16 protein-coding genes, 1 pseudogene and 1 riboswitch are annotated in these 20,204 nt (G+C 70.9%); of the genes and pseudogenes, 3 read left to right on the forward strand and 14 right to left on the reverse strand.

Going from position 1 to position 20,204, the window contains the following annotated elements; all coding sequences use genetic code 11:
- Positions 1-71 precede the first annotated feature (71 nt).
- The 6 genes from ACIA8X_RS31260 to ACIA8X_RS31285 all read right to left on the reverse strand — a co-directional run bounded on the left by ACIA8X_RS31260 (position 72) and on the right by ACIA8X_RS31285 (position 7,942).
- Positions 72-2,639, reverse strand: a complete 2,568-nt coding sequence (locus ACIA8X_RS31260) for a beta-galactosidase (protein ID WP_399459694.1) — start codon at positions 2,637-2,639, stop codon at positions 72-74.
- Complete coding sequence (locus ACIA8X_RS31265; RefSeq protein WP_393444193.1) at positions 2,636-3,532, reverse strand: carbohydrate ABC transporter permease; 897 nt, start codon at positions 3,530-3,532, stop codon at positions 2,636-2,638. The genes ACIA8X_RS31260 and ACIA8X_RS31265 overlap by 4 nt, the downstream gene beginning before the upstream one ends.
- On the reverse strand, positions 3,532-4,509 hold the full coding sequence (locus ACIA8X_RS31270; RefSeq protein WP_393444191.1) for a carbohydrate ABC transporter permease: 978 nt from the start codon (positions 4,507-4,509) through the stop codon (positions 3,532-3,534). Before ACIA8X_RS31270 ends, ACIA8X_RS31265 begins: the two co-directional genes overlap by 1 nt.
- A 6-nt stretch (positions 4,510-4,515) precedes the next feature.
- Entirely contained in the window at positions 4,516-5,805 is a 1,290-nt protein-coding gene (locus ACIA8X_RS31275; RefSeq protein ID WP_393444189.1) for an extracellular solute-binding protein, read from the reverse strand.
- 296 nt (positions 5,806-6,101) lie between these two features.
- Positions 6,102-6,743 carry a response regulator gene (locus tag ACIA8X_RS31280; protein WP_393444187.1) on the reverse strand — a complete coding sequence of 214 codons (642 nt, stop codon included), beginning with the start codon at positions 6,741-6,743 and terminating at the stop codon, positions 6,102-6,104.
- On the reverse strand, positions 6,740-7,942 hold the full coding sequence (locus tag ACIA8X_RS31285; protein WP_399459695.1) for a sensor histidine kinase: 1,203 nt from the start codon (positions 7,940-7,942) through the stop codon (positions 6,740-6,742). Before ACIA8X_RS31285 ends, ACIA8X_RS31280 begins: the two co-directional genes overlap by 4 nt.
- 235 nt (positions 7,943-8,177) lie before the next feature.
- Between ACIA8X_RS31285 and ACIA8X_RS31290 the strand changes: the two genes are divergently transcribed.
- Entirely contained in the window at positions 8,178-8,741 is a 564-nt protein-coding gene (locus ACIA8X_RS31290) for a heme-binding protein (protein ID WP_393444183.1), read from the forward strand.
- Positions 8,742-8,799: 58 nt separating this feature from the next.
- On the opposite strand, the gene ACIA8X_RS31295 is transcribed toward ACIA8X_RS31290, so the two are convergent.
- Entirely contained in the window at positions 8,800-9,156 is a 357-nt protein-coding gene (locus ACIA8X_RS31295) for a hypothetical protein (RefSeq protein WP_393444181.1), read from the reverse strand.
- A 206-nt stretch (positions 9,157-9,362) separates the two neighbouring features.
- Here ACIA8X_RS31295 and ACIA8X_RS31300 point away from each other — a divergent pair, with 206 nt between their 5' ends.
- A complete protein-coding gene (locus ACIA8X_RS31300) occupies positions 9,363-10,286 on the forward strand; it encodes a PhzF family phenazine biosynthesis protein (protein ID WP_393444179.1) in 924 nt (307 codons plus the stop codon).
- Between the two features lie 19 nt (positions 10,287-10,305).
- On the opposite strand, the gene ACIA8X_RS31305 is transcribed toward ACIA8X_RS31300, so the two are convergent.
- Positions 10,306-10,926, reverse strand: coding sequence for a hypothetical protein (locus ACIA8X_RS31305; RefSeq protein WP_399459728.1), 621 nt, complete (start codon positions 10,924-10,926; stop codon positions 10,306-10,308).
- 283 nt (positions 10,927-11,209) lie between these two features.
- On the opposite strand from ACIA8X_RS31305, the pseudogene ACIA8X_RS31310 reads away from it, so the two are divergent.
- A pseudogene (locus ACIA8X_RS31310) lies at positions 11,210-11,940 on the forward strand (methyltransferase domain-containing protein).
- On the opposite strand, the gene ACIA8X_RS31315 reads toward ACIA8X_RS31310, so the two are convergent.
- The 6 genes from ACIA8X_RS31315 to ACIA8X_RS31340 all read right to left on the reverse strand — a co-directional run bounded on the left by ACIA8X_RS31315 (position 11,899) and on the right by ACIA8X_RS31340 (position 20,132).
- Positions 11,899-12,750 carry an ABC transporter ATP-binding protein gene (locus ACIA8X_RS31315; protein ID WP_393444177.1) on the reverse strand — a complete coding sequence of 284 codons (852 nt, stop codon included), beginning with the start codon at positions 12,748-12,750 and terminating at the stop codon, positions 11,899-11,901. The pseudogene ACIA8X_RS31310 and the gene ACIA8X_RS31315 sit on opposite strands and share 42 nt — an antisense overlap.
- Positions 12,747-13,799 (reverse strand): FecCD family ABC transporter permease, encoded by a 1,053-nt coding sequence (locus ACIA8X_RS31320; protein ID WP_399459696.1) that lies wholly within the window; start codon positions 13,797-13,799, stop codon positions 12,747-12,749. Before ACIA8X_RS31320 ends, ACIA8X_RS31315 begins: the two co-directional genes overlap by 4 nt.
- Entirely contained in the window at positions 13,796-14,839 is a 1,044-nt protein-coding gene (locus ACIA8X_RS31325) for an ABC transporter substrate-binding protein (RefSeq protein ID WP_399459697.1), read from the reverse strand. The genes ACIA8X_RS31320 and ACIA8X_RS31325 overlap by 4 nt, the downstream gene beginning before the upstream one ends.
- 67 nt (positions 14,840-14,906) lie before the next feature.
- Positions 14,907-15,093: riboswitch (cobalamin riboswitch) on the reverse strand.
- Between the two features lie 55 nt (positions 15,094-15,148).
- A complete protein-coding gene (gene meaB, locus ACIA8X_RS31330) occupies positions 15,149-16,135 on the reverse strand; it encodes a methylmalonyl Co-A mutase-associated GTPase MeaB (RefSeq protein WP_399459698.1) in 987 nt (328 codons plus the stop codon).
- Positions 16,132-18,324: a methylmalonyl-CoA mutase gene (gene scpA, locus ACIA8X_RS31335; protein WP_399459699.1), complete on the reverse strand. Its 2,193-nt coding sequence runs from the start codon at positions 18,322-18,324 to the stop codon at positions 16,132-16,134. The genes meaB and scpA overlap by 4 nt, the downstream gene beginning before the upstream one ends.
- A complete protein-coding gene (locus ACIA8X_RS31340) occupies positions 18,324-20,132 on the reverse strand; it encodes a methylmalonyl-CoA mutase family protein (RefSeq protein ID WP_399459700.1) in 1,809 nt (602 codons plus the stop codon). The genes scpA and ACIA8X_RS31340 overlap by 1 nt, the downstream gene beginning before the upstream one ends.
- Between the last annotated feature and the right edge of the window lie 72 nt (positions 20,133-20,204).

The following is a 20,204-nucleotide window of genomic DNA, read 5'->3' on the forward strand; positions in this document are numbered from 1 at the left end:
TCCCACTGACGCGACGGCAGCACGTGGCGGAGGAGTCCGTCCCGTACGGCGGCTACGAGCCACGCGGCACCTCAGCCGGTCGGTCCCCCCAGCCGCAGCGTACGGATCTCCGGAGTGTCCCGCCCCTCCAGACCCTGAACGAACAGGGTCAGACCCGGCCATCCCGGCGGTACCCAGAGCGCGTCGGGATCGCCGCCCGAGAAGTCGGGCCGGTCACCGGCCCAGACACGTCCCACGCACTCTCCGCCGGCCCATCCGGTCACCCGGACCTGCGTGGCGTCCAACCGGACGAGGTACCCGTCCGGGGACGGGGACGCCGGCAGGTCGACGTCGAGCCACGCCTCCTCGCCCGGCTTCAGCGCCAGCGGGAGCCGTACCTCCTCCGTGCGGCCGGACCGGTCGGCGAACGCGGTCAGCGACTCGTCGTCCTGCACCGCGCACGACCAGTCCCGTACGGCATCGAGCGCGAGCAGTTCGGCGCGCAGGCCGAGGCCGCTCGGATGGTGCGGCAGCGTGACCGAGACCTGGTGGGTGCCGGAGGGCAGCAGCACCCACGGGTTCTCGGTGTGGACGGTCTCCGGCGCGCCGTCGTCCACGCTCACCCGCAGCGGTTCGACGACACCCCGCAGATGCAGCGCCGACGGGGTGGGGGAGTGGACCGTACGGCCATAGGTGACCGGCACCCCGACGCGCGTGCTGCTCCAGCCGCCGAGTACCCGGGTGGGCGCCAGGGCGCCTGCCCAATGTCCGTGTACGGTCCACAGGGCCGAGACGTCCGTCGTCTCGCGCACCTTCCACAGGGTGCCCAGGCCGCGCAGCGCGCCGAGGCGGAGCGCGGGCAGGCGGGCATCGTCGAAGTTGGTGTGGCCCCAGATCTCCACCACGGCCTCGACCGCGACGCTGCCCGTCACCTCCCGCACGTCGAGGCGCCGCGTCGCCCCGAACCCGGCGATCGGCGGGTGCGTCCGACCCGCGACGGACAGGTCGACGATGTCCGCCGCGCCGGTGAGGAGTAGCTCGTCGACGCCCGTCAGGTCCGTGGTGGTCCGGTAGGCGCCACGTCCCCGGTACACCCCGAGCGACTCCAGCGTCGGCGGCAGGTCGTGACGGCCGGCAGGCTGCTCGGGCGGGGTGTCGGTCCGCCGCCGCACCTGGTCCACGGCGGTCGGTGCCCGCTTGTCGGGCCGGTGCGGCGCCTCACCCAGGCGTACCGTGCCGTCGGGGTCGACCGTGCGCAGGCGTGCCGCGTCCGCCGACGGCAGCACGACGAGCGTCACTCCCGCCACGGTCCGCCGCTCGGACACCGGGATCTCGCTCCGTTGCCCGTCCAGTACGACGGTGACCGGCACGTCGGAGGAGAACACCAGCACCCCGTCCGCCGCCGCCACGAGATCCGCCGAGGCGAGCGTCAGCGTCGCGTCCATGCCCCAGGGCCGCAGCGGTACGTCCACCGCCATCAGGGGGCACGAACCCGGCACGACAGCGACCGGCACCCCCCGAACGACCGCCGTACCGGGCTCCGTTCCGAGATGCGGTACGGCCACCAGCCGGCCGCCCTCGGGAAGGTCCAGCGCCCCGAGCGCCGAGCTCGTCGGGAAGTCGCAGGCCACCTCGGTGTCCGGAGCGCCCGGCACGGCGAGTGCCAGTCGGTCGCCCCACACCTCGACGACCCGCGCGAACACCTGCGCCTCGGCGAACTCCGGTCGCTGCACGCCCGTCGACGTGACATAGCCGCCGAAGTCGTAGCCGTGGCTCATGAAGTTGCCGGGGCGGCCCCAGTTGCCGGTCGACGGGGTGTACCCGAAGTTCCAGCCGGACGACTGGAGATACGGCGCGATCAACTTGGCGCCGCTCGCCAGCAGCCGCCGTAGCGTCCGATGGCGCCGGTTGGTCTCGGTGACCAGCAGCGGCACCCCGCGCTCGGCGACCAGCCCGGCATAGCGGCGCACCTCGGCCTCGATGTCCGGGGAGTCGTCGTCCGGGTAGAAGTTGCAGGCCGGTACGACACCGTCGGCATCGCCGGTGGCGCCCGCGAGGTCACCCTGTCCGGAGCAGGCGATCAGCGGCACGGTGATGCCGTGCCGAAGTGCCGTGTCCCGCAAGGAGGTTACGTATCCGGTGCGGTCGGCGCAGTCGAAGAAGTCCAGCTCGTTCTCCAACTGCACCATGATGACCGGGCCGTTCGCCGGGTACTGGCGCTCGGCGAGCAGCGGCAGCACCTGGTCGAACCACGCGGTGACCTGCTCCAGATAGCGAGGCTCGTTCTGACGGACCCTCAACTCCGGATCCAGGCCCAGCCAGGCGGGCAGTGCGCCGCCGTCCCACTCGGAGCAGATGTACGGGCCCGGCCGTGCGATGACGTACAGGCCCGCCTCCTGCGCGAGGTCCAGGAAGGCGGCGACATCCCGGCGGCCCTCGAAGGACCAGCGGCCGGGCGCCAACTCGTGGAAATTCCACGGGAGATAGACGTCGACGCAGGTGTATCCGGAAGCCCGCACCTGATCGAGCCTCTCGCGCCACTGCTCCCGGGGCAGACGGAAGTAGAACAGCGAGGCGCACAGCAGCGTGCGTGGCCGGCCGTCGATCCACACGCCCCGGCTGTCGAGGCGGACGGCTTCGATGGTCTCCGTACGGTTCACTTCACTCCCGCGCTTCCGCCGCTGATGTCCATTTCGTACAGGTACTTCTGGCCCAGGTAGTAGACGAGGATCATGGGCACGGCGAGCAGGATCGAGCCGACCATCACCAGGTTCCAGGGCGGGGCCTGGCCCGCCTGCGAGGTGGCGGTGATGTACTGCACGCCCAGGGCGAGGGGCATCTTGGACTCGTCGTTCAGATAGATCAGGGGGCCCATGAAGTCGCCCCAGGTGTGGGTGAGAGTGAAGATGCCGATGGCGATCAGGACCGGCCTGAGCATCGGGAACATGATCCGCCGATAGATGCCGAAGAAGCCCAGGCCGTCCATCATGGCGGCCTCGTCGAGCTGGCTGGGCAGCCGGGAGACGAACTGCCGTACCAGGAAGACGTTGAAGGCGTTGGAGAAGAAGTTCGGCACGATCAGCGGCAGGAAGGTGTTCACCCAGCCCAGGTCCCGGAAGAGGATGAACTGGGGGATCATCGTGATCTGCGTCGGGATCATCATCGTCGCGATGACGACGAGGAACATCGTGTTCTTGCCCGGCGCCCGCAGCCGGGCGAAGGCGTAGCCGACCAGGCCGCTGGAGAGGACCTGCCCCGCCACCGAGAACAGCGAGATGAGCACCGAGTTGAGCAGGAAGGTGCCCACCGGCAGCTCGGTGCCGAACACCCGGGAGAAGTTGTCCCAGTGGAACTCGCGCGGGATGACCGTGAACGAGCCGGAGTTCACGGTGGCGTCGCTGGACAGGGCGATCGAACCGACGAAGACCAGCGGGGCGGTCAGGACCGCCGCGACGATCAGCAGGGTGCCGTAGGTGAACGGGGTCGCGCGGAACGCCCGTGCGGCGGGGGCCTCTTGGCGTTTCTTGCTGACGGGGGTCGCCAGGGTCGCCATCACTTCACCTCGGTCTCGTAGAACACCCAGCGCCGGGTGGTGCGGAAGGCGATCACGGTGAAGACCAGGATCACCAGGAACAGCAGCCAGGAGATCGCCGAGGCGTAGCCCATGTGGTAGTAGCTGAACGCCTGGTCGAACAGGAACGGCACCATCGTCTGGGCCGCGTCGTAGCCCGCGGGGTTCTTGCCTTTCGAGACGAGGATGTAGACCTGCGAGAAGATCTGGAACGCGCCGATCAGGCCCATGATCAGGTTGAAGAAGATGATGGGCGTCAGATGCGGCAGCGTGATGCTCCAGAACTGCCGCATCGCACTCGCGCCGTCGACCTCGGCCGCCTCGTACAGCTCACGCGGGATGCCCTTCATGGCGGCGAGCAGCAGCACGGTCGCGGCGCCCGCGCCCCACGTCGACATCAGGATCAGGGCGGGCTTGACCCAGGGGCCGTCGAACAGCCAGTTGGGGCCGGAGACGCCGAACAGACCGAGGAAGTCGTTGATCGGGCCGTTCGGCGCGAGCACCATCCGGAAGATCATCGCCGTGGCGACCAGCGGGATCAGCGTCGGCAGGTAGATCAGGGTACGGAACAGCTTGCGGGCCCTGACCTGCTTGTTGAGCAGGTTCGCCAGCCACAGGCCGAGGATCAGGCCGAGCGGGACCGAGATCGCCGCGTAGTAGAGGGTGTTCCACAGGGCCTTCCAGAATACCGGGTCGTCCGTGAGGAGCTTGACGTAGTTGTCGAAGCCGACCCACTGCGGCGCGTTGAAGGAGTCCCAGTCGGTCAGGGAATAGTAGATCGACGCGATCATCGGCCCGAGCAGGAAGACCAGGAAGCCGATCACCCACGGCGAGATGAACAGGTAGAAGGAGAGGGCCTCACGGCGCCGCCGCTTGGAGAGCTTCTGCTTCCTGGGCTTGGGTGAGGCGGGCTTCTCCGCGGCCGCCGGGGCGGCCTTCGGGGCGGTCGAGGTTGCCATCGCCTGTCATGCCCCGGACTTGATGAGGGCCTCAAGGTCCTTCTGCACGGCGGTCAGCGCCTTCTTGGCGCTGCGCTCCTTGCCGAGCCAGAAGTCGGCCAGGCCGTTGGAGATCGTGTCGATCATCTCGTTCCACTCGGGGATGAACGGCGCCCGGAAGACGAACTCGCTCGACTCGGCGAACACGCCCATGTCGACGTCCGTCTTCATCCACGAGGGCTTGAGGAACGCCTGGCTCTTCTGCACCTCCAGGTTGGCCGGCACGTCCTGGCCGGAGGCGATGATCTGCGTCTGCGCCTCGTTGGAGGTGAGGAAGTCGATCGCCTTGAAGGCGTTGTCGCGCTGCTTGGAGGTGCGGGAGATCGCCAGTCCGCTGCCGAACGCCGACACGGCCTGCTTCTTGCCGCGCCACATCGGCGCGATGTCCCAGCCGAACGACACTTTCGTCAGACCAGACATGACCCAGAAGCCGTTGGCGTGGGTGGCCACCTTCTGGTTGGGGAAGGCCTGGTCGCCGCCGATGTCGGGACCCATGTCGGCGTAGTCCGCCTTGCTCGGCACCACCTTGTGCTTGAAGACCAGGTCGCCCGCCCACTGGAGCGCCTCGACCACCGCGTCGCTGTCGACCGCGGGCCGGCCGCTGTCGTCGATGATGGTGCCGCCGTTCTGGTAGGCGAGGCTCCACCACTGCGGAAACCACTCGGCACCGCTGTATCCCCACTGCTTGCCGGGGACCGTCAGCTCCTTGAACGCGTCGAGGGCGTCGTCCCAGGTCCACTCCGCGGTGGGGGCCTTGATGCCCTTCTTGTCGAACAGATCCTTGTTGTAGAACACGGTGACCGCGCCGGAGCGGTCCGGGATCGCGTAGAGCTTGTCCTCGTATGTGTAGAGGGAGCCGACCGGGCCGAAGCGCTGCTCGGTGTCGAGGCCCGCCTTCTTGGCGAGGTCGTCGAGCGGCAGCAGCTGGCTCTTGCTGGAGTACGTGTTGACGCTCTCCGCGACCTGCATGATGTCCGGTCCGTTGCCGCCGGCGATCATCGTCTGGACCTTCTGCGGGTACGAGTCGCCCGGGATCAGCTGGAGCTTGACCTTCAGGTCGGGGTGCTTCTTCACCAGCAGATCGATGCGTGCCTGGTACGTCTTGCGGTCGGGGTCGCCACCCCAGACCGTCATCACGAGCGGGCCGGCACTCGAACCGCCGCTGGAGGTTCCGCAGGCGGTGAGGGTGATGACTCCGGCCGCGGCGCCCAGGCCGAGGAAACCTCTGCGGGACATCTGAAGCTTGTCGACAGGCATGGCTGTACCCCTAGCTGAAGTGCGCGAACGCGCAGGGAGCGGCTCTCTACAGCCGGGACCCGGCTTCGAGTGACGGTTAAACTAACCCTCGTTAAATCGCGCTACAAGCCCTTGATTCCTACGAGTTTCAACCTGCACGACTCGCACACGAGCGATCGGTTCGCTTGCAGCAGCACAGCGCGGACGCCATTGGTGGCGCCATCCACGTCGCGCGGAGGCCGCCGACCTCTTCAAGATCGAGTACCGGATCTTCCTCAGCACCGTCGAGTCCTGAGAGCCTGTCACCGGCTCCGAGGTCATGGCAGCAAACGTTGCTCCTTCGCGACCGCCACCGCGCCCGCGCGGGTGTCGACGCCGAGCTTGTCGTAGATGCGGCGCAGGTGCGTCTTCACGGTGGCCTCGCTGATGTACAGGGCGCGGGCGATGTCGCGGTTGCCGATGCCGCGTGCGAGCTGGGTGAGGATGTCGCGTTCGCGGTCGGTGAGGGTGGGGCGCGGGCGGCGCAGGTTGGCCATGACGCGGCCGGCGACCGGCGCGGACAGGGCGGGACGTCCTTCGGCGGCGGCGTGGATGGCGGCGAACAACTCGTCGGGGCGCTCGGCCTTGAGCAGATAGCCGGTGGCGCCGGCCTCGATGGCGCGGGTGATGTCGGCGTCGGTGTCGTACGTGGTGAGGACCAGGACGTGGGTGGAGGTGCTGGAGGCGCAGGTGAGGCGGCGGGTCGTCTCCACGCCGTCGATGCCCTCGCCCAGTTGCAGGTCCATCAGCACCACGTCCGGGGCGAGTTTCGCGGCCAGCGCGAGCGCCTCCTCGCCGGTGCCGGCCTCACCGACGACCTCGATGTCCGGGGCGCTGTCGAGCAGGGCGAGCAGCCCGGCCCGTACGACGGCGTGGTCGTCGCAGACCAGGATGCGCACGGGGGCACGGTCGGGGGTCATCGGGGTGCCTCCAGGGGGACGGCGGCGGACAGGACGGTGCCCTCGCCGGGCGTGGAGTCGACGGTCAGGGTTCCGCCGAGCGCCCGCAGCCGGGCCCGCATGGCGGGCAGCCCGTGCCCGCGGTCCGCGCCGGGGGAGGCGGGCGGTGCGGCGGGGTCGAAGCCGTGGCCGTCGTCGGAGACCTCCAGGACGACTTCGTCGTCGAGGAGGGTGAGCGTGAGGGCCGCGTGCGTGGCGGCCGCGTGCTCGCGGACGTTGGCCAGTGCGCCCTGGGCGATGCGCAGCAGCGCGGACTGGACTCGGTCGGGCAGGTGGGGGAGGCGGCCGTTGTCGTCGATGTGGACGTCCACGGTGAGGTCCGCGCCCGACTCCCGTGCGGCGAGCGCGCGCAGCGCCTGGTCGAGGCCGCCCCCGGCGAGGTCCGCGGGAGTCAGATCGTGCACGAAGCGCCGGGCCTCGGCGAGGTTGTGTGCGGCGACGGACGCGGCGGTGCGCACATGGCCGCGGGCCTTGTCCGGTTCCGTGTCCCACACCCGGTCGGCCGCCTGCAGCAGCATCTGCTGGCTGGACAGGCCCTGGGCGAGCGTGTCGTGGATCTCCATGGAGAGCCGCTGGCGTTCGGCGAGGGTGCCCTCGCGGCGTTCCGAGGCGGCGAGTTCGTGCCGGGTGCGGATCAGGTCGTCGATCAGGACGCGCTGGCGCTCGGTGTGCCGTTCCATCTGCAGGAACACGGCGGTGGCGAGGGCGGCGACAGCGGGCGGCGCCAGGACCAGGTTCGGGTCGAAGCGGCCCGCGAGCTGGAGCTGCGCGGCGACGACGAACGCGGTCAGGACCGCCACGAGGACGAGGGCGGCACGGGCCGGCAGGGTGCGCAGGGCGGTGTAGAAGAGGGGCACCGCGCACCAGGCGAAGCTGGGCGCGAGCACGACCAGGACCATCCACACCACGACGACCGACGCCAGCCAGGCCCAGTGCCGCCGGGAGGGCCGAGGGCGCGTGTCGCCGGTCCGCGGGCCCAGCAGATGCAGCGCGCCGAGCACCACGCACAGCGCGATGATCCAGGGAGTGCGCGGTTCACCGGGATGACGCAGCACGAACCGGGCGAGCGCTCCGCCGAGCAGCAGGAAGAACGCCGCGTGCATCACGACGCCGAGCCACCGGGTGTCCACGGTGCTCGGTTCGTACGGCCGGTTCCCCATCCGGGGCCCGCCTCCCTTCCCGCTCGCGGGCGCTGAACTGGGCAAACACCTCCATTGTGACCCGGGGCGGGGGTCGGGCAGGTCAACCGATCGGATGACCCCGGTGTCGTCCGACGGGCGACGGCGGGAGAGCCGGAACGTCGACCGTGCGGGCCCTGTTCCGGGCCGAGGGTGGAGAGCGGACGAAGCGGGGCGGCAACCGGGCCGCCCGCCCACCGAAGGAGTGGACCGACCCATGAACCCCGTGCACGAGAAGTTCTCCCGCCGCGCTCGCGTCGCCACCGGCGGTGCCGTACTCGCCGTCGTCGCCCTGGCGGGCTTCGGTGCGGTGTCCGCGAACGCCTCGGCGCCCGCCGCGCAGCCCACCACCGTCGCGGCCGCCTCGGCCCGGGCCACCACGACCTCCACCCACCTGACGATCGACGCCGCCACCAAGGCCGCGCAGGCCGCGCTGGACGCCGCCGAGAAGGAGAACCAGCGCGTCACGGTCGCCGTCGTCGACCGCAACGGCAACACGATCGTCACCCTGCGCGGCGACGGCGCCGGCCCGCAGTCCTACGAGTCCGCCGAGCGCAAGGCGTTCACCGCGGTCTCCTGGAACGCCCCCACCTCCCAGCTGGCCGAGCGCCTGGAGCAGGCCCCGAACCTGAAGGACATCCCCGGCACCCTGTTCCTCGCGGGCGCCGTCCCCGTCATCGCGGGCAACGCCCCGATCGCCGGCATCGGCGTCGCGGGAGCTCCGTCCGGGGCGCTGGACGAGAAGTTCGCGCAGGCGGGGGCTAACGCGGTGGGGCGCTAGCCGCCTTGAGTGCGGGGCACCTGTGCGCCCGGCGGTGCTCAGGCCCCCGCCTGAGTGGTCACAACGTGAAGCTGATGACCTGTCCGTCGGTCTCGATGGTGGCGCCGCTGATGTTGAGGGAGTCGTAGCAGCCGTGGCTGCTGAACACCTGGACCCACTGGCCGGCGGGCACGGTGACGGAGATGTCCTTCACCTGGCCGACGGTGAAGCCGCTGTGGCAGGTGTAGACGCCCGCGGTCTGGGTCATGACCGAGTCGCCGTCGGTGATCGTGACGCGGAGGGTGGCGGTGACATCGGCCTGGGCCGCGGCCGACGCGGGGGCCGTCAGGGTCAGCGCGCCGGCCGCGGCGAGCCCTGCGGCCAGGGCGGAGACGCGGGTGGCGCGGGTACGACGGAGAGCGGGACGAAGACGCATGAAGAACTCCGGATTCTCGGCTCCGGCGCTCGCTGCGCCGGAGTGGGGGTGCCTCGAAACGGTTGCCGAAACGGTTGGCGAACTGCTGAGCGGAAACGCCGCCACGGATTATTGAACGTTCCACAACTCATGGGCCAGAGCGGCTTCGGCCAGGTTCTGACGCACCGCCGGGAATCCGCGCTCAAGCGCGCCGGTTGTCGTACGGCATGACGACCCATGAGCAGGTCACCGATGTACTGCACTACACCGCCTTCTCGTCCCACCCGGACGGTGGCAACCCGGCGGGCGTGGTCCTGGACGCCTCCGGGCTCGACGACGCGGCGATGCTGGCGATCGCCGCCCGGCTGGGATACAGCGAGTCGGCGTTCCTGACCGGGACGCCCGAGGGGCCGGGCGGGGAACCCGCGGGACTGACCGGGCAACCCGGGGGACTGGCCGGAACGCCCGGTCGGGCCTTCACCGTTCGGTACTTCAGTCCTCTCGCCGAGGTGCCCTTCTGCGGCCATGCCACCGTCGCCGCCGCCGTGGCCCTGGCCGAGCGGATCGGCCCGGGAGACCTGGTCTTCGCCACCCGGGCGGGCACGGTGCCGGTGACCGTCACCGCCGATGCGGACGGCACGCTCCGGGCCACGCTGACGAGCGTGGAGCCCCGCATCGAGGAGATCGCCCCGGAGGAACTGGCCGAGGCGCTGGCGGCGCTGGACTGGCCGTCGGCCGACCTCGACCCGCTGCTGCCGCCCCGTATCGCCTTCGCCGGCGCCCGGCATCTGGTGCTGGGCGCCGGCAGCCGGGAACGGCTCGCGGACCTCTCGTACGACTTCGAGAGGCTCGCCGCCCTGATGCGGAAGCTGGACCTGACGACCGTGCAGTTGGTGTGGCGGGCCGCGGACACCGTCTTCCATGTCCGCGACCCCTTCCCGATCGGCGGTGTGGTGGAGGACCCGGCCACCGGTGCGGCAGCCGCCGCCTTCGGCGCCTACGCCCGTGAACTCGCCCTGGTACCACCGGAGTCGGTGCTCACCCTGCATCAGGGCGAGGACATGGGCAGGCCGGGCGTGCTGACCGTGACCCTGCACGCGGACGACCCGAAGGTCCGGGTCAGCGGCGCGGGCACGCGCATGTCCCGGTAAGGCGTGCAGGGGGCTCGGCTCACAGGCCGTCGCGCACCATCGCGGCCACGATCTGGACGTGGCGGTCGGCCGCCGTGGTCGACCACTCGTTGTCGTAGTTCAGGCCGTACGGCCAGAAGTGGCCGCCGCCGGTGGAGATCTTGGCGCTCGAACCGTCGAACTGCCGGACCAGCGCCGTGGCCTGTGCGCCCGTCCAGGTACCGCTGCCGCCGAGCCGGGACCAGCCCGAGCTCGTCCCCACGCCGATGGTGTGGGCGATCTCGTGCAGCGCCGTCCGCTCGGTCATGTAACTGCGGTTGCCGAAGCGGATGGTGCCGTTGATGTTGCCGTCGGCGGTGGGCACGCCCGGGTCGTAGCGGACGGTGAGGGCCTTGCCCAGGTCGCTGAGGTTGTTGTAGCGGGCCACCGCGGCGTTCATGGCCCTCGTGATGAGGTCGTAGGCCGTCAGCTGGTCCTGGGTGGGGTTGCTCGCCCGTTCGAGGGTCCAGGTGATGGTGGCAGCCGCCGACACCTGTTCCTGGGACACCGACGCGGTCTGCGGGGTCGCCTGCGCGATGCCCGGGCCTGCCAGCAGGGTGGCCGCGAGGGCGGCCACCGCCGCCTTGTTGCGCCAGGGTATGGGCGTGCGTCCGGTGGGCATCGTGGCTCGTCGTGAACTCATCGGGGGTCCTCCTGTGGGGGGTTGGCCGTCGTATGTGGGGGCGACGGTGGTTACGGAGGTGGAAGAGGGAAAGCGCTTTCCCGAGTTGCCCGGATGCTAATCACGTGTCTTGGGCATGTCAACGAAATGGCTCAGCCCCTCACACAACCGGGCCACAACCCCGTGCGATGATCGGCCCATGGCGCGAGACACGCGGGACGCTTCCGGCGAGGGCTATCTCCTGGACAACCGCCAGGCCTAGGCGGGCGACCGCTTCACCGCGCTGTCGGCACTCTTCGACCCGTCCACGTTCCGGCACTTCGAGTCGGTCGGGTCGGCGCGGGGTGGCGTTGCTGGGAGGTCGGTGCCGGTGGGGTCACCGTGCCGGCCTGGCTGGCCGAGCGCGTCGGCCCGAGCGGACACGTCGTGGCCACCGACATCGACACCTCCTGGATGCGGGAGGCGGCGGGCTTCGAGGTGCTGTGCCACGACGTGGCGGCCGAAGCGCTCCCGGCCGGGGGATCGTTCGACCTCATCCACGCCCGGCTCGTGCTCGTCCACGTCGCCGACCGCGACCAGGCCCTGCGGTCGATGATCGAGGCGCTGCGCCCCGTCGGATGGCTGCTGCTGGAGGACGCCGACCCGGCGCTGCAACCGCTGATCTGTCCCGACGAATACGGCCCCGAGCAGGAGTTGGCCAACAGGCTGCGCCGCGGCTTCCGCGAGCTGCTTCGGGAGCGCGGCGCGGACCTGGCGTACGGGCGAAGGCTGCCCAGGCTGCTGCGCGAGGCCGGACTGGTGGACGTCGAGGCCGACGCCTACTTCCCGATCACCTCACCCGCGTGCGCCGAGTTGGAGGCGGCTACCGTCCGCCAGGTCCGCGGCAGGCTCGTCGCCGCGGGGTTGGCCACGGACGAGGAGATCGACCGCCACCTGGCCAACGTCACCGCGGGCGGCCTCGATCTGGCGACCTCACCGATGATCTCCGCCTGGGGCCGCCGCCCGGTGGAGTGAGGTCGTGAGGGTGCCCAGGAAACGTATGTGAGGGCTGTCGTCAGGGCCGTTGGGCACGCTGACGGTGGCGCGTACGCCGTAGACGTCGGCGATGAGGGACTCCGTGAGGACATCCGTCGGCGTGCCGTTCGCCACCACGCGCCCCTGCTTCAGGACCACGAGCCGGTCGCAGTACATGGCCGCCAGGTTCAGGTCGTGCAGGGCGACGACGCTGGTCAGTTCGAGTTCGGTGATCAGGTCCAGCAGGGCGAGCTGGTGCTGGATGTCGAGGTGGTTGGTGGGTTCGTCGAGCAGCAGCTCGCGGGGTTCCTGGGCGAGGGCGCGGGCGATCTGGACGCGCTGGCGTTCGCCGCCGGAGAGGGTGTGCCAGGGCCGGTCGGCCTTGTCGGTGAGGTGGGTGCGGGCGAGGGCCGAGCGGACGGCGGCCTCGTCCGCCGAGGTCGCGGGGCTCCAGGCCCGGCGGTGCGGGACGCGGCCGAGGCGTACGACGTCCAGGACGGTCAACGCGACCTGGGTGTCGGCCTGTTGCTCGACGACCGCGACGCGTCGGGCGACGGTGCGGCGGCCCAGCCGGTCCAGCGGGTGGTCGTCCAGGGTGACGGCACCGGAGTCCGGGGCGATGACGCCGGCGAGCAGACGCAGCAGCGTGGACTTGCCCGAGCCGTTCGGGCCGAGCAGACCGGTGACTGTGCCGGGACGCGGGGTGAGGCTGACGCCGTCCAGGATCAGGGTGCCGTCGGCCTTGCGGCTGACGCGGTCGGCGCGCAGTCCCGTGGCCGGGGTGGGGTCGCTCATCGGGTGCTTGCTCATCGGCTGCCCCGCTCCCGGTAGAGGACGAGGACGAACGCCGGGACGCCGATCAGCGCGGTCATCACGCCCACCGGCACCTCCTGCGGGTCGAGGGCGGTGCGGGCGAGGGTGTCGACCCAGACGAGGAGCACCGCCCCGGTGAGGGCGGTGGCGGGCAGCAGGCGGGTGTGTCCGGGGCCGGTCAATGGGCGGACGGCGTGCGGGAGGACCAGGCCGACGAAGCCGATCGCCCCGGCGGAGCTGACCAGAGCGGCCGTGAGTAGGGCGGTCGTACAGAGCAGCACCATGCGGGAGCGGGCCACGTGTACGCCGAGCGAGGCGGCGGCGTCCTGGCCGAACGCGAACGCGTCGAGCGCGCGGGCGTAACCGGCGCACACGAGCAGGGTCACCACCAGGGCCGCAAGCCCCACGCCCACATCGGTCCAGCCGGCCCCGCTGAGCGAGCCGAGCAGCCAGAACAGCACACCGCGTGTGGTCTCCGCGTCGGCCGCCGTCATCACCACGAAGGAGGTGAGCGCGGAGAACAACTGCATCGCGGCGACCCCGGCGAGCACCACCCGGTCCGTGGTGCCGCCGAGGGTGTGGCTGAGCAGCAGTACCAGCCCGAAGGAGACGACCGCGCCCAGGAACGCGCCACCGGAGACCGACAGCAGACCGCCGCCCGCGCCGAGGACGACGACCACGACCGCGCCGGTCGAGGCGCCCGAGGAGACGCCCAGGACGAAGGGGTCGGCGAGCGGGTTGCGCAGCAGGGACTGCATCACCGCCCCGCACACGGCCAGCCCGGCACCGCACACCGCGGCGAGCAGCGTGCGCGGGAGGCGCAGGTTCCAGACGATGCCGTCCCGGATGGGCGTCAACTCGCCCTGGCCCCAGCCGAGATGCGCGGCCACCGTCGCCCAGACGTCCCCGACGGCGATGTCCGCAGGACCGATGGTGATCGCCACGGCGACGGAGAGGACCAGCAGGACGAGACCGGCCGCCCACAGCAGCGTGCGGCGCAGGCCGCGCAGTGCCGCCGGGGCGACCTCCGACAGGGCGGTGCTCACCCGGCGAGGCCGTATTTGCGCAGGGCCGCCGCCACCTTCTCCACGCCCTCGACGGTCCGGATGGTCGGGTTCATGGCCTGCCCGGACAGCAGCACATACCGCTTCTCACGCACCGCGGACATGTTCTTCGTCACCGGGTCGGATTCCAGGAACTCGATCTTCCGCGCGGCCGTTTCGGCTGTCTGCTGCTTGCGGGACAGGTCGCCGATGACGAGGACGTCGGGGTCGCGGTCGGCGACCGTCTCCCAGTTGACCTGGGGCCATTCCTCGTGGGTGTCGTCGAAGGCGTTCTCGGCACCGAGTTCGCGGGTGATGACGCCGGGTGCGCCGCAGCAGCCCGCGAGGTACGGGGACTGGGAGTTGGCGAACCAGTACAGGAGGGTCACGTCCTTGGCGTCGAGTCCGGAGGTGGCCTTCTTCACCCGGGCCCGGAGGTCGGCGACGAGCTTCTCGCCCCGCTCCTCGACGCCGAAGATCCTTGCCAGGTCGGTGACTTCGCCGTAGACCGCGTCCATGGTGAGCGGTTCCGTGCGCGAGCCGTCGCCGTCGCCGCTGTTGTCCTTGCCCACGCAGTCGGAGGGGGAGAGGTAGGTGGGCACGCCGAGCTTCTCGAACTGCTCGCGGGTGGCCACCCCGCCCTTGCCGAGCGTGGAGGCGAAGGACGCGGCGACGAAGTCGGGTTCGGTGTCCAGGACCTTCTCGAAGGACGGGGCGTTGTCCGCCAGCCGCCGCACCTTCGCGTTGTCCTTCTCCAGCCCCTTCGCCACCGGGTCCGTCCAGGTGGCGGTGCCCACCATGCGGTCGGAGAGACCGAGGGAGAGCATGATCTCGGTGGTGCCCTGGTTGAGGGAGACGGCCTGCTGCGGAGGCGCCTCGACGCGGACCTTCTGCCCGCAGTTGTCGAGGGTGACCGGATATCCGGCGGGCTTGCTCCTGGTCGCGCTCCCGGTCGGTGAGTCGGAGGAGCCGCCGCAACCGGTCAGCAGGAGGGCACCGGTCAGGAGAACGGCGGCAGGACGGACAGGGCGTGCGAACGGCACGGGACTTCCTTCGGCGTCGAGGGCTCATGCGCGAAGCCCGGTCGTACGGTGCTCCCTCCGGCCGTTGACACTGCCGGAGGGTGCCAGCAGGTCTTCGGACTCGGGGTCGCCCGGACGAGGCGCCTTCCCGGACCGTGTTCACCGTCCAGTGGCCGTTGCCCCGCCCGTCGCCCTCACCGCTGCGCGTCAGCTCCGGATTCCCACCGGATTCCCTGACTCGTGTACGTACGGGTACGCACACGGGTACGACTGGCCTCGGCAAGCTACCACAGGCGCCTCAACCTCCCAGGTGGGGCCCACCTCGGGTGCTCAGGAGGGCTCGGTGCTCCCGAGTGCCCGCAGGATGCGCTCGGCAGCCAGCGTGGGCGTCAACTCGCCGTCCCTGACGCGCTGTTCGAGAGCCGGTGCGAGGGCCCGCACCGCCGGGTCGGCGTGCAGCCGGCCGAGGAGTTCGTCGCGGACCATGCTCCACGTCCAGTCGACCTGCTGGTCGCGGCGCTTGGCGGCGAGGCGCCCGGTCGAGTCCAGCAGGGTGCGGTGCTGTTCGAGGCGTTCCCAGACGGTGTCCAGACCGGTCGATTCGCGGGCGCTGCAACTGAGCACCGGCGGCGTCCAGACGGGATCCTTGCCGTGCATCAGCCGCAGTGCGCTCGCCAACTCCCGTGCCGCGGCGCTGGCGTCGCGCTCGTGCGGGCCGTCCGCCTTGTTGACGGCCAGCACGTCGGCCAGTTCCAGGACGCCCTTCTTGATGCCCTGCAACTGGTCGCCGGTACGGGCGAGAGTGAGCAGCAGGAAGGAGTCGACCATGTTCGCGACCGCGGTCTCGGACTGGCCGACGCCGACCGTCTCCACCAGGATCACGTCGTAGCCGGCCGCCTCCATCACCACGATCGACTCGCGCGTGGCCTTGGCGACCCCGCCCAGCGTGCCCGCCGTGGGGGACGGCCGCACGAAGGCCGCCGGATCCACGGCCAGACGCTCCATACGCGTCTTGTCGCCGAGGATCGAGCCGCCGGTACGGCTGGAGGAGGGGTCGACGGCGAGCACGGCCACCCGGTGCCCGAGCGCGGTGAGCATCGAGCCGAACGCGTCGATGAACGTCGACTTGCCCACGCCCGGCACCCCGCTGACACCGATCCGCCGCGCCCGGCCGCTGTGCGGAAGCAGCTCGGTGAGCAACTCCTGTGCCAGCGCCCGGTGTTGCGGACGAGTGGACTCGACGAGGGTGATGGCGCGTGCGATGATCGCCCGCTTCCCGTCGAGCACGCCTTTCACATAGGCGTCGACATCGATCACAGGTCGTGCCCGAGTCCGGTCGACAGCCGCCGCACCAGGTCGTACGCCGCGTCCGGGATCACCGTCCCGGGCGGGAAGACGGCCGCCGCACCCATCTCCAGGAGCGTCGGCACGTCCTGCGGCGGGATCACCCCGCCGACCACGATCATGATGTCCTCGCGCCCCTCCTCGGCGAGCTGCTCCTTCAACGCCGGTACGAGGGTGAGGTGGCCGGCCGCCAGCGACGACACCCCGACGATGTGCACGTCCGCCTCGACGGCCTGGCGGGCCACCTCGGCCGGGGTCTGGAACAGCGGGCCGACGTCGACGTCGAAGCCGAGGTCGGCGAAGGCGGTGGCGATCACCTTCTGGCCGCGGTCGTGGCCGTCCTGGCCCATCTTCGCGACCAGGATGCGCGGGCGGCGGCCCTCGGCCTCCTCGAAGTCGGACACCAGAGCGCGGGTGCGTTCCACGGACGGGGACTCGCCTGCTTCGTTGCGGTACACGCCGGAGATCGTACGGATCTGGCTCGCGTGCCGGCCGTACACCTTCTCCAAGGCGTCGGAGATCTCGCCGACGGTGGCCTTGGCGCGGGCCGCGTTCACCGCCAGCTCCAGCAGGTTGCCCTCGCCGCCGGCCGCCCGGGTCAGCGCGTCCAGCGAGTCCTGGCACGCCTGCTCGTCCCGCTCCGCGCGCAGCCGCCGTAGCTTCTCGATCTGCTGGGTGCGTACGGAGGAGTTGTCGACCTTGAGGACGTCGATCGCCTCGTCGGTCTCGACGCGGTACTTGTTGACGCCGATGACCGGCTGACGGCCGGAGTCGATGCGGGCCTGGGTGCGGGCCGCGGCCTCCTCGATGCGCAGCTTGGGGATGCCCGCGTCGATGGCCTTGGCCATGCCGCCCGCCGCCTCGACCTCCTCGATGTGCTGCCAAGCCCGGCGCGCGAGGTCGTATGTCAGCTTCTCCACATACGCGCTGCCGCCCCACGGGTCGATGACCCGGGTGGTGCCGGACTCCTGCTGGATCAGCAGCTGGGTGTTGCGGGCGATGCGTGCGGAGAAGTCGGTGGGCAGCGCGAGCGCCTCGTCGAGGGCGTTGGTGTGCAGCGACTGGGTGTGGCCCTGCGTCGCCGCCATCGCCTCGACGCAGGTGCGCGTGACGTTGTTGAACACGTCCTGCGCGGTCAGGGACCAGCCCGAGGTCTGCGAATGGGTGCGCAGGGAGAGGGACTTGGCGTTCTTCGGGTCGAACTGCTTGACCAGCTTGGCCCACAGCAGGCGCGCCGCGCGCAGCTTGGCGACCTCCATGAAGAAGTTCATGCCGATCGCCCAGAAGAACGACAGCCGGGGCGCGAACGCGTCCACGTCCAGGCCCGCCTCCCGGCCCGCCCGGATGTACTCCACGCCGTCCGCGAGCGTGTACGCCAGTTCCAGGTCGGCCGTCGCGCCCGCCTCCTGGATGTGGTAGCCGGAGATGGAGATGGAGTTGTAGCGGGGCATCCGCTGCGAGGTGAACGCGAAGATGTCGGAGATGATCCGCATCGACGGCTTCGGCGGATAGATGTAGGTGTTGCGGACCATGAACTCCTTGAGGATGTCGTTCTGGATGGTCCCGGCCAACTTCTCGGGCGGCACGCCCTGTTCCTCCGCCGCCACGATGTAGAGCGCGAGCACCGGCAGCACGGCGCCGTTCATCGTCATCGACACGGTCATCTTGTCCAGCGGGATGCCGTCGAAGAGCTGGCGCATGTCGTAGATCGAGTCGATGGCCACGCCCGCCATGCCGACGTCACCGGTCACGCGCGGGTGGTCGCTGTCGTAACCCCGGTGCGTGGGCAGGTCGAAGGCGACCGACAGGCCCTTCTGGCCGGCGGCGAGGTTGCGCCGGTAGAAGGCGTTGGACTCCTCGGCGGTGGAGAAGCCCGCGTACTGGCGGATCGTCCACGGCTGGTTGACGTACATGGTGGGGTACGGGCCGCGCAGATACGGGGCGGCGCCCGGGTAGGTGCCCAGGAAGTCCAGGCCCTCCAGGTCCTGCCCGGTGTAGAGCGGCTTGACCGGGATGCCCTCCGGGGTCTCCCACAGCAGGTCGTCCCCGCCGGCCGCCTTCTTGACGGCCGTACGCCACTCGTCGGCTCCGCCGTCGACGGCCGGAGTCCCCAGCTCGATCCCGGAGAAGTCGGGGACGGAGGGGCCAGAGAGGGCGGACATCAGGACACTCCCATGCGGTCAAGGGTGGCGGACAGGACGGCGACGGCGTCGCAGCCCGCGAAGACGTACGCGTCGACACCGGGGTACTGCCCGGGACGGCCCGCCAGGAACACGTGCGAGGCACCGGCGGCCTTCAGCTCGGCGGCCACGGTCTCCGCCCGCTCCTCGTACAGGGCGTCACTGGAGCACAGGCAGACCTCCGTGGCACCGCTGTCCTCGAAGGTGCCCTCGGTGACGGGCTCGATGCCGCCCGCCTGGAAGAGGTTCGAAGCGAAGGTGAGGCGGGCGGTGTGGGCGGCCGCCGGTCCCAGGGCGGCCAGGAAGATCCGCGGGCGGGAGCCGGTCGCGGCGAGATGGGCGTCGGAGCGGGCGCGCAGCTCCTCGTACGCCTCGTCGCGATGGACGCGAGGCAGCCCGCCGGACGGGCGCTCGGGCGCGGGCCCCCGCACCACGGGCTTCTCGGCCAGGTGCGGGAACTCGCTGACGCCGGTGATGGGTTCGCGCCGCTTGGCGAGCCTGCCGCTGCGGGCCTGCCACGTGTCGGCGAGGTCCTGCCCCAGCTGCCCCGAGCGAAGGGAGGTGGCCAGGCCGCCACCGCGCTCGATCCGCTGGAAGAACTCCCAGCCGGCGTGCGCGAGTTCGTCGGTGAGCCGCTCCACGTACCAGGAGCCGCCCGCGGGGTCGATGACCCGGGCCAGGTGCGACTCCTCGATGAGGATCGTCGAGGTGTTGCGGGCGATGCGCCGCGCGAACGCGTCCGGCAGACCGAGGGCGTGGTCGAAGGGCAGAACTGTGACCGAGTCGGCGCCGCCCGCCCCGGCGGCCAGCGTGGCGATGGTCGTGCGCAGCATGTTCACCCACGGGTCGCGGCGCGTCATCATCACCGGCGAGGTCACGGCGTGCTGGAGCTGCGCCCCGGCGCCCGGGGCCCCGCAGACCTCGGCCACCCGCGCCCACAGCCTGCGCGCGGCCCGCAGCTTGGCGATCGTCAGAAACTGATCGGCGGTCGCCGCGTACCGGAACTCCAGCTGCGCACAGGCCTGTTCGACGCTCAGCCCGGCCTCGGTCAGCTCCCGCAGATACGCCACACCGGTCGCGAGCGAGGAGCCCAGCTCCTGCGCGGCCGACCCACCGGCCTCGTGGTACGGCAGCGCGTCCACCGTCAGGGCCCGCAGCCCCGGGTACTCCTCGGCGCACAGCCGCGCGAGAGCGGCCACCGCTGAGAAGTCGTACGACTGCCCCGTACGGGCCTCGTGGCCGAGCGGATCGGCGCCCAGGTTGCCGCGCGCCGCGTCCTTGGCGACGCCGCGCTCCTCGTACAGCCGCAGCAACTCACGGGCGGCGGGATCGACTTCACGCCCTGCGTCGAGGACGACGGGGGCCAGGTCGAGGTAGACGCCGTCCAGGGTCCCGCCGAGCGACGACACCGGGATGCCGCCCTCGCCGACGGCCAGCCACAGGGACGTCACGCCGTTCTCCAGGTCCGCGAGGACCGTGGCGCCGTCGGCCGTCGTGTGCCGCTGGCGTACGTCCCACCCGCCGACCGTGTTCCCCTCGGCGCGGCTGCCGCGTACGAAGGGGGCGAATCCGGGCAGGCCGGGATCGGGCGCGGCATCGTGCGCGCTGTACAGAGGACGGGTGCGCAACCCGTCCTCCAGCGCGGTGGACAGGGCTTCCTCGGCCTGAGCTCCCTCGACGTCCTTGCCCGACTTGCGCAGCACGCCCGCAACAAGGCGCTGCCACTGCTCGTGGGACACGTCAGGGAACTCGGCGGCCAGCTCAAGCCCGTCGTCAGGCAGGACCGTCATGCTCGGATGCTAGTCGGCGGGCGCAAAGGAGCAGCAGAGGGCACGGCTGTGACCTTGCCCTCTCCATGGCTG

Origin of the sequence: Streptomyces sp. NPDC051738 (genome assembly GCF_044453205.1) — a bacterium.
GTDB lineage: Bacteria > Actinomycetota > Actinomycetes > Streptomycetales > Streptomycetaceae > Streptomyces.

Bases quoted from the DNA above. Each gene is read 5' to 3' on its own strand.
- ACIA8X_RS31280 (WP_393444187.1), bottom strand. From the start codon at position 6,743: ATGACCCCCGACCGTGCCCCCGTGCGCATCCTGGTCTGCGACGACCAC.
- ACIA8X_RS31305 (WP_399459728.1), bottom strand. From the start codon at position 10,926: ATGCCCACCGGACGCACGCCCATACCCTGGCGCAACAAGGCGGCGGTG.
- ACIA8X_RS31270 (WP_393444191.1), bottom strand. From the start codon at position 4,509: ATGGCAACCTCGACCGCCCCGAAGGCCGCCCCGGCGGCCGCGGAGAAG.
- ACIA8X_RS31340 (WP_399459700.1), bottom strand. From the start codon at position 20,132: ATGACGGTCCTGCCTGACGACGGGCTTGAGCTGGCCGCCGAGTTCCCT.
- ACIA8X_RS31265 (WP_393444193.1), bottom strand. From the start codon at position 3,532: ATGGCGACCCTGGCGACCCCCGTCAGCAAGAAACGCCAAGAGGCCCCC.
- ACIA8X_RS31300 (WP_393444179.1), top strand. From the start codon at position 9,363: ATGACGACCCATGAGCAGGTCACCGATGTACTGCACTACACCGCCTTC.
- ACIA8X_RS31290 (WP_393444183.1), top strand. From the start codon at position 8,178: ATGAACCCCGTGCACGAGAAGTTCTCCCGCCGCGCTCGCGTCGCCACC.
- ACIA8X_RS31275 (WP_393444189.1), bottom strand. From the start codon at position 5,805: ATGCCTGTCGACAAGCTTCAGATGTCCCGCAGAGGTTTCCTCGGCCTG.
- scpA (WP_399459699.1), bottom strand. From the start codon at position 18,324: ATGTCCGCCCTCTCTGGCCCCTCCGTCCCCGACTTCTCCGGGATCGAG.
- ACIA8X_RS31295 (WP_393444181.1), bottom strand. From the start codon at position 9,156: ATGCGTCTTCGTCCCGCTCTCCGTCGTACCCGCGCCACCCGCGTCTCC.
- ACIA8X_RS31315 (WP_393444177.1), bottom strand. From the start codon at position 12,750: ATGAGCAAGCACCCGATGAGCGACCCCACCCCGGCCACGGGACTGCGC.
- ACIA8X_RS31285 (WP_399459695.1), bottom strand. From the start codon at position 7,942: ATGGGGAACCGGCCGTACGAACCGAGCACCGTGGACACCCGGTGGCTC.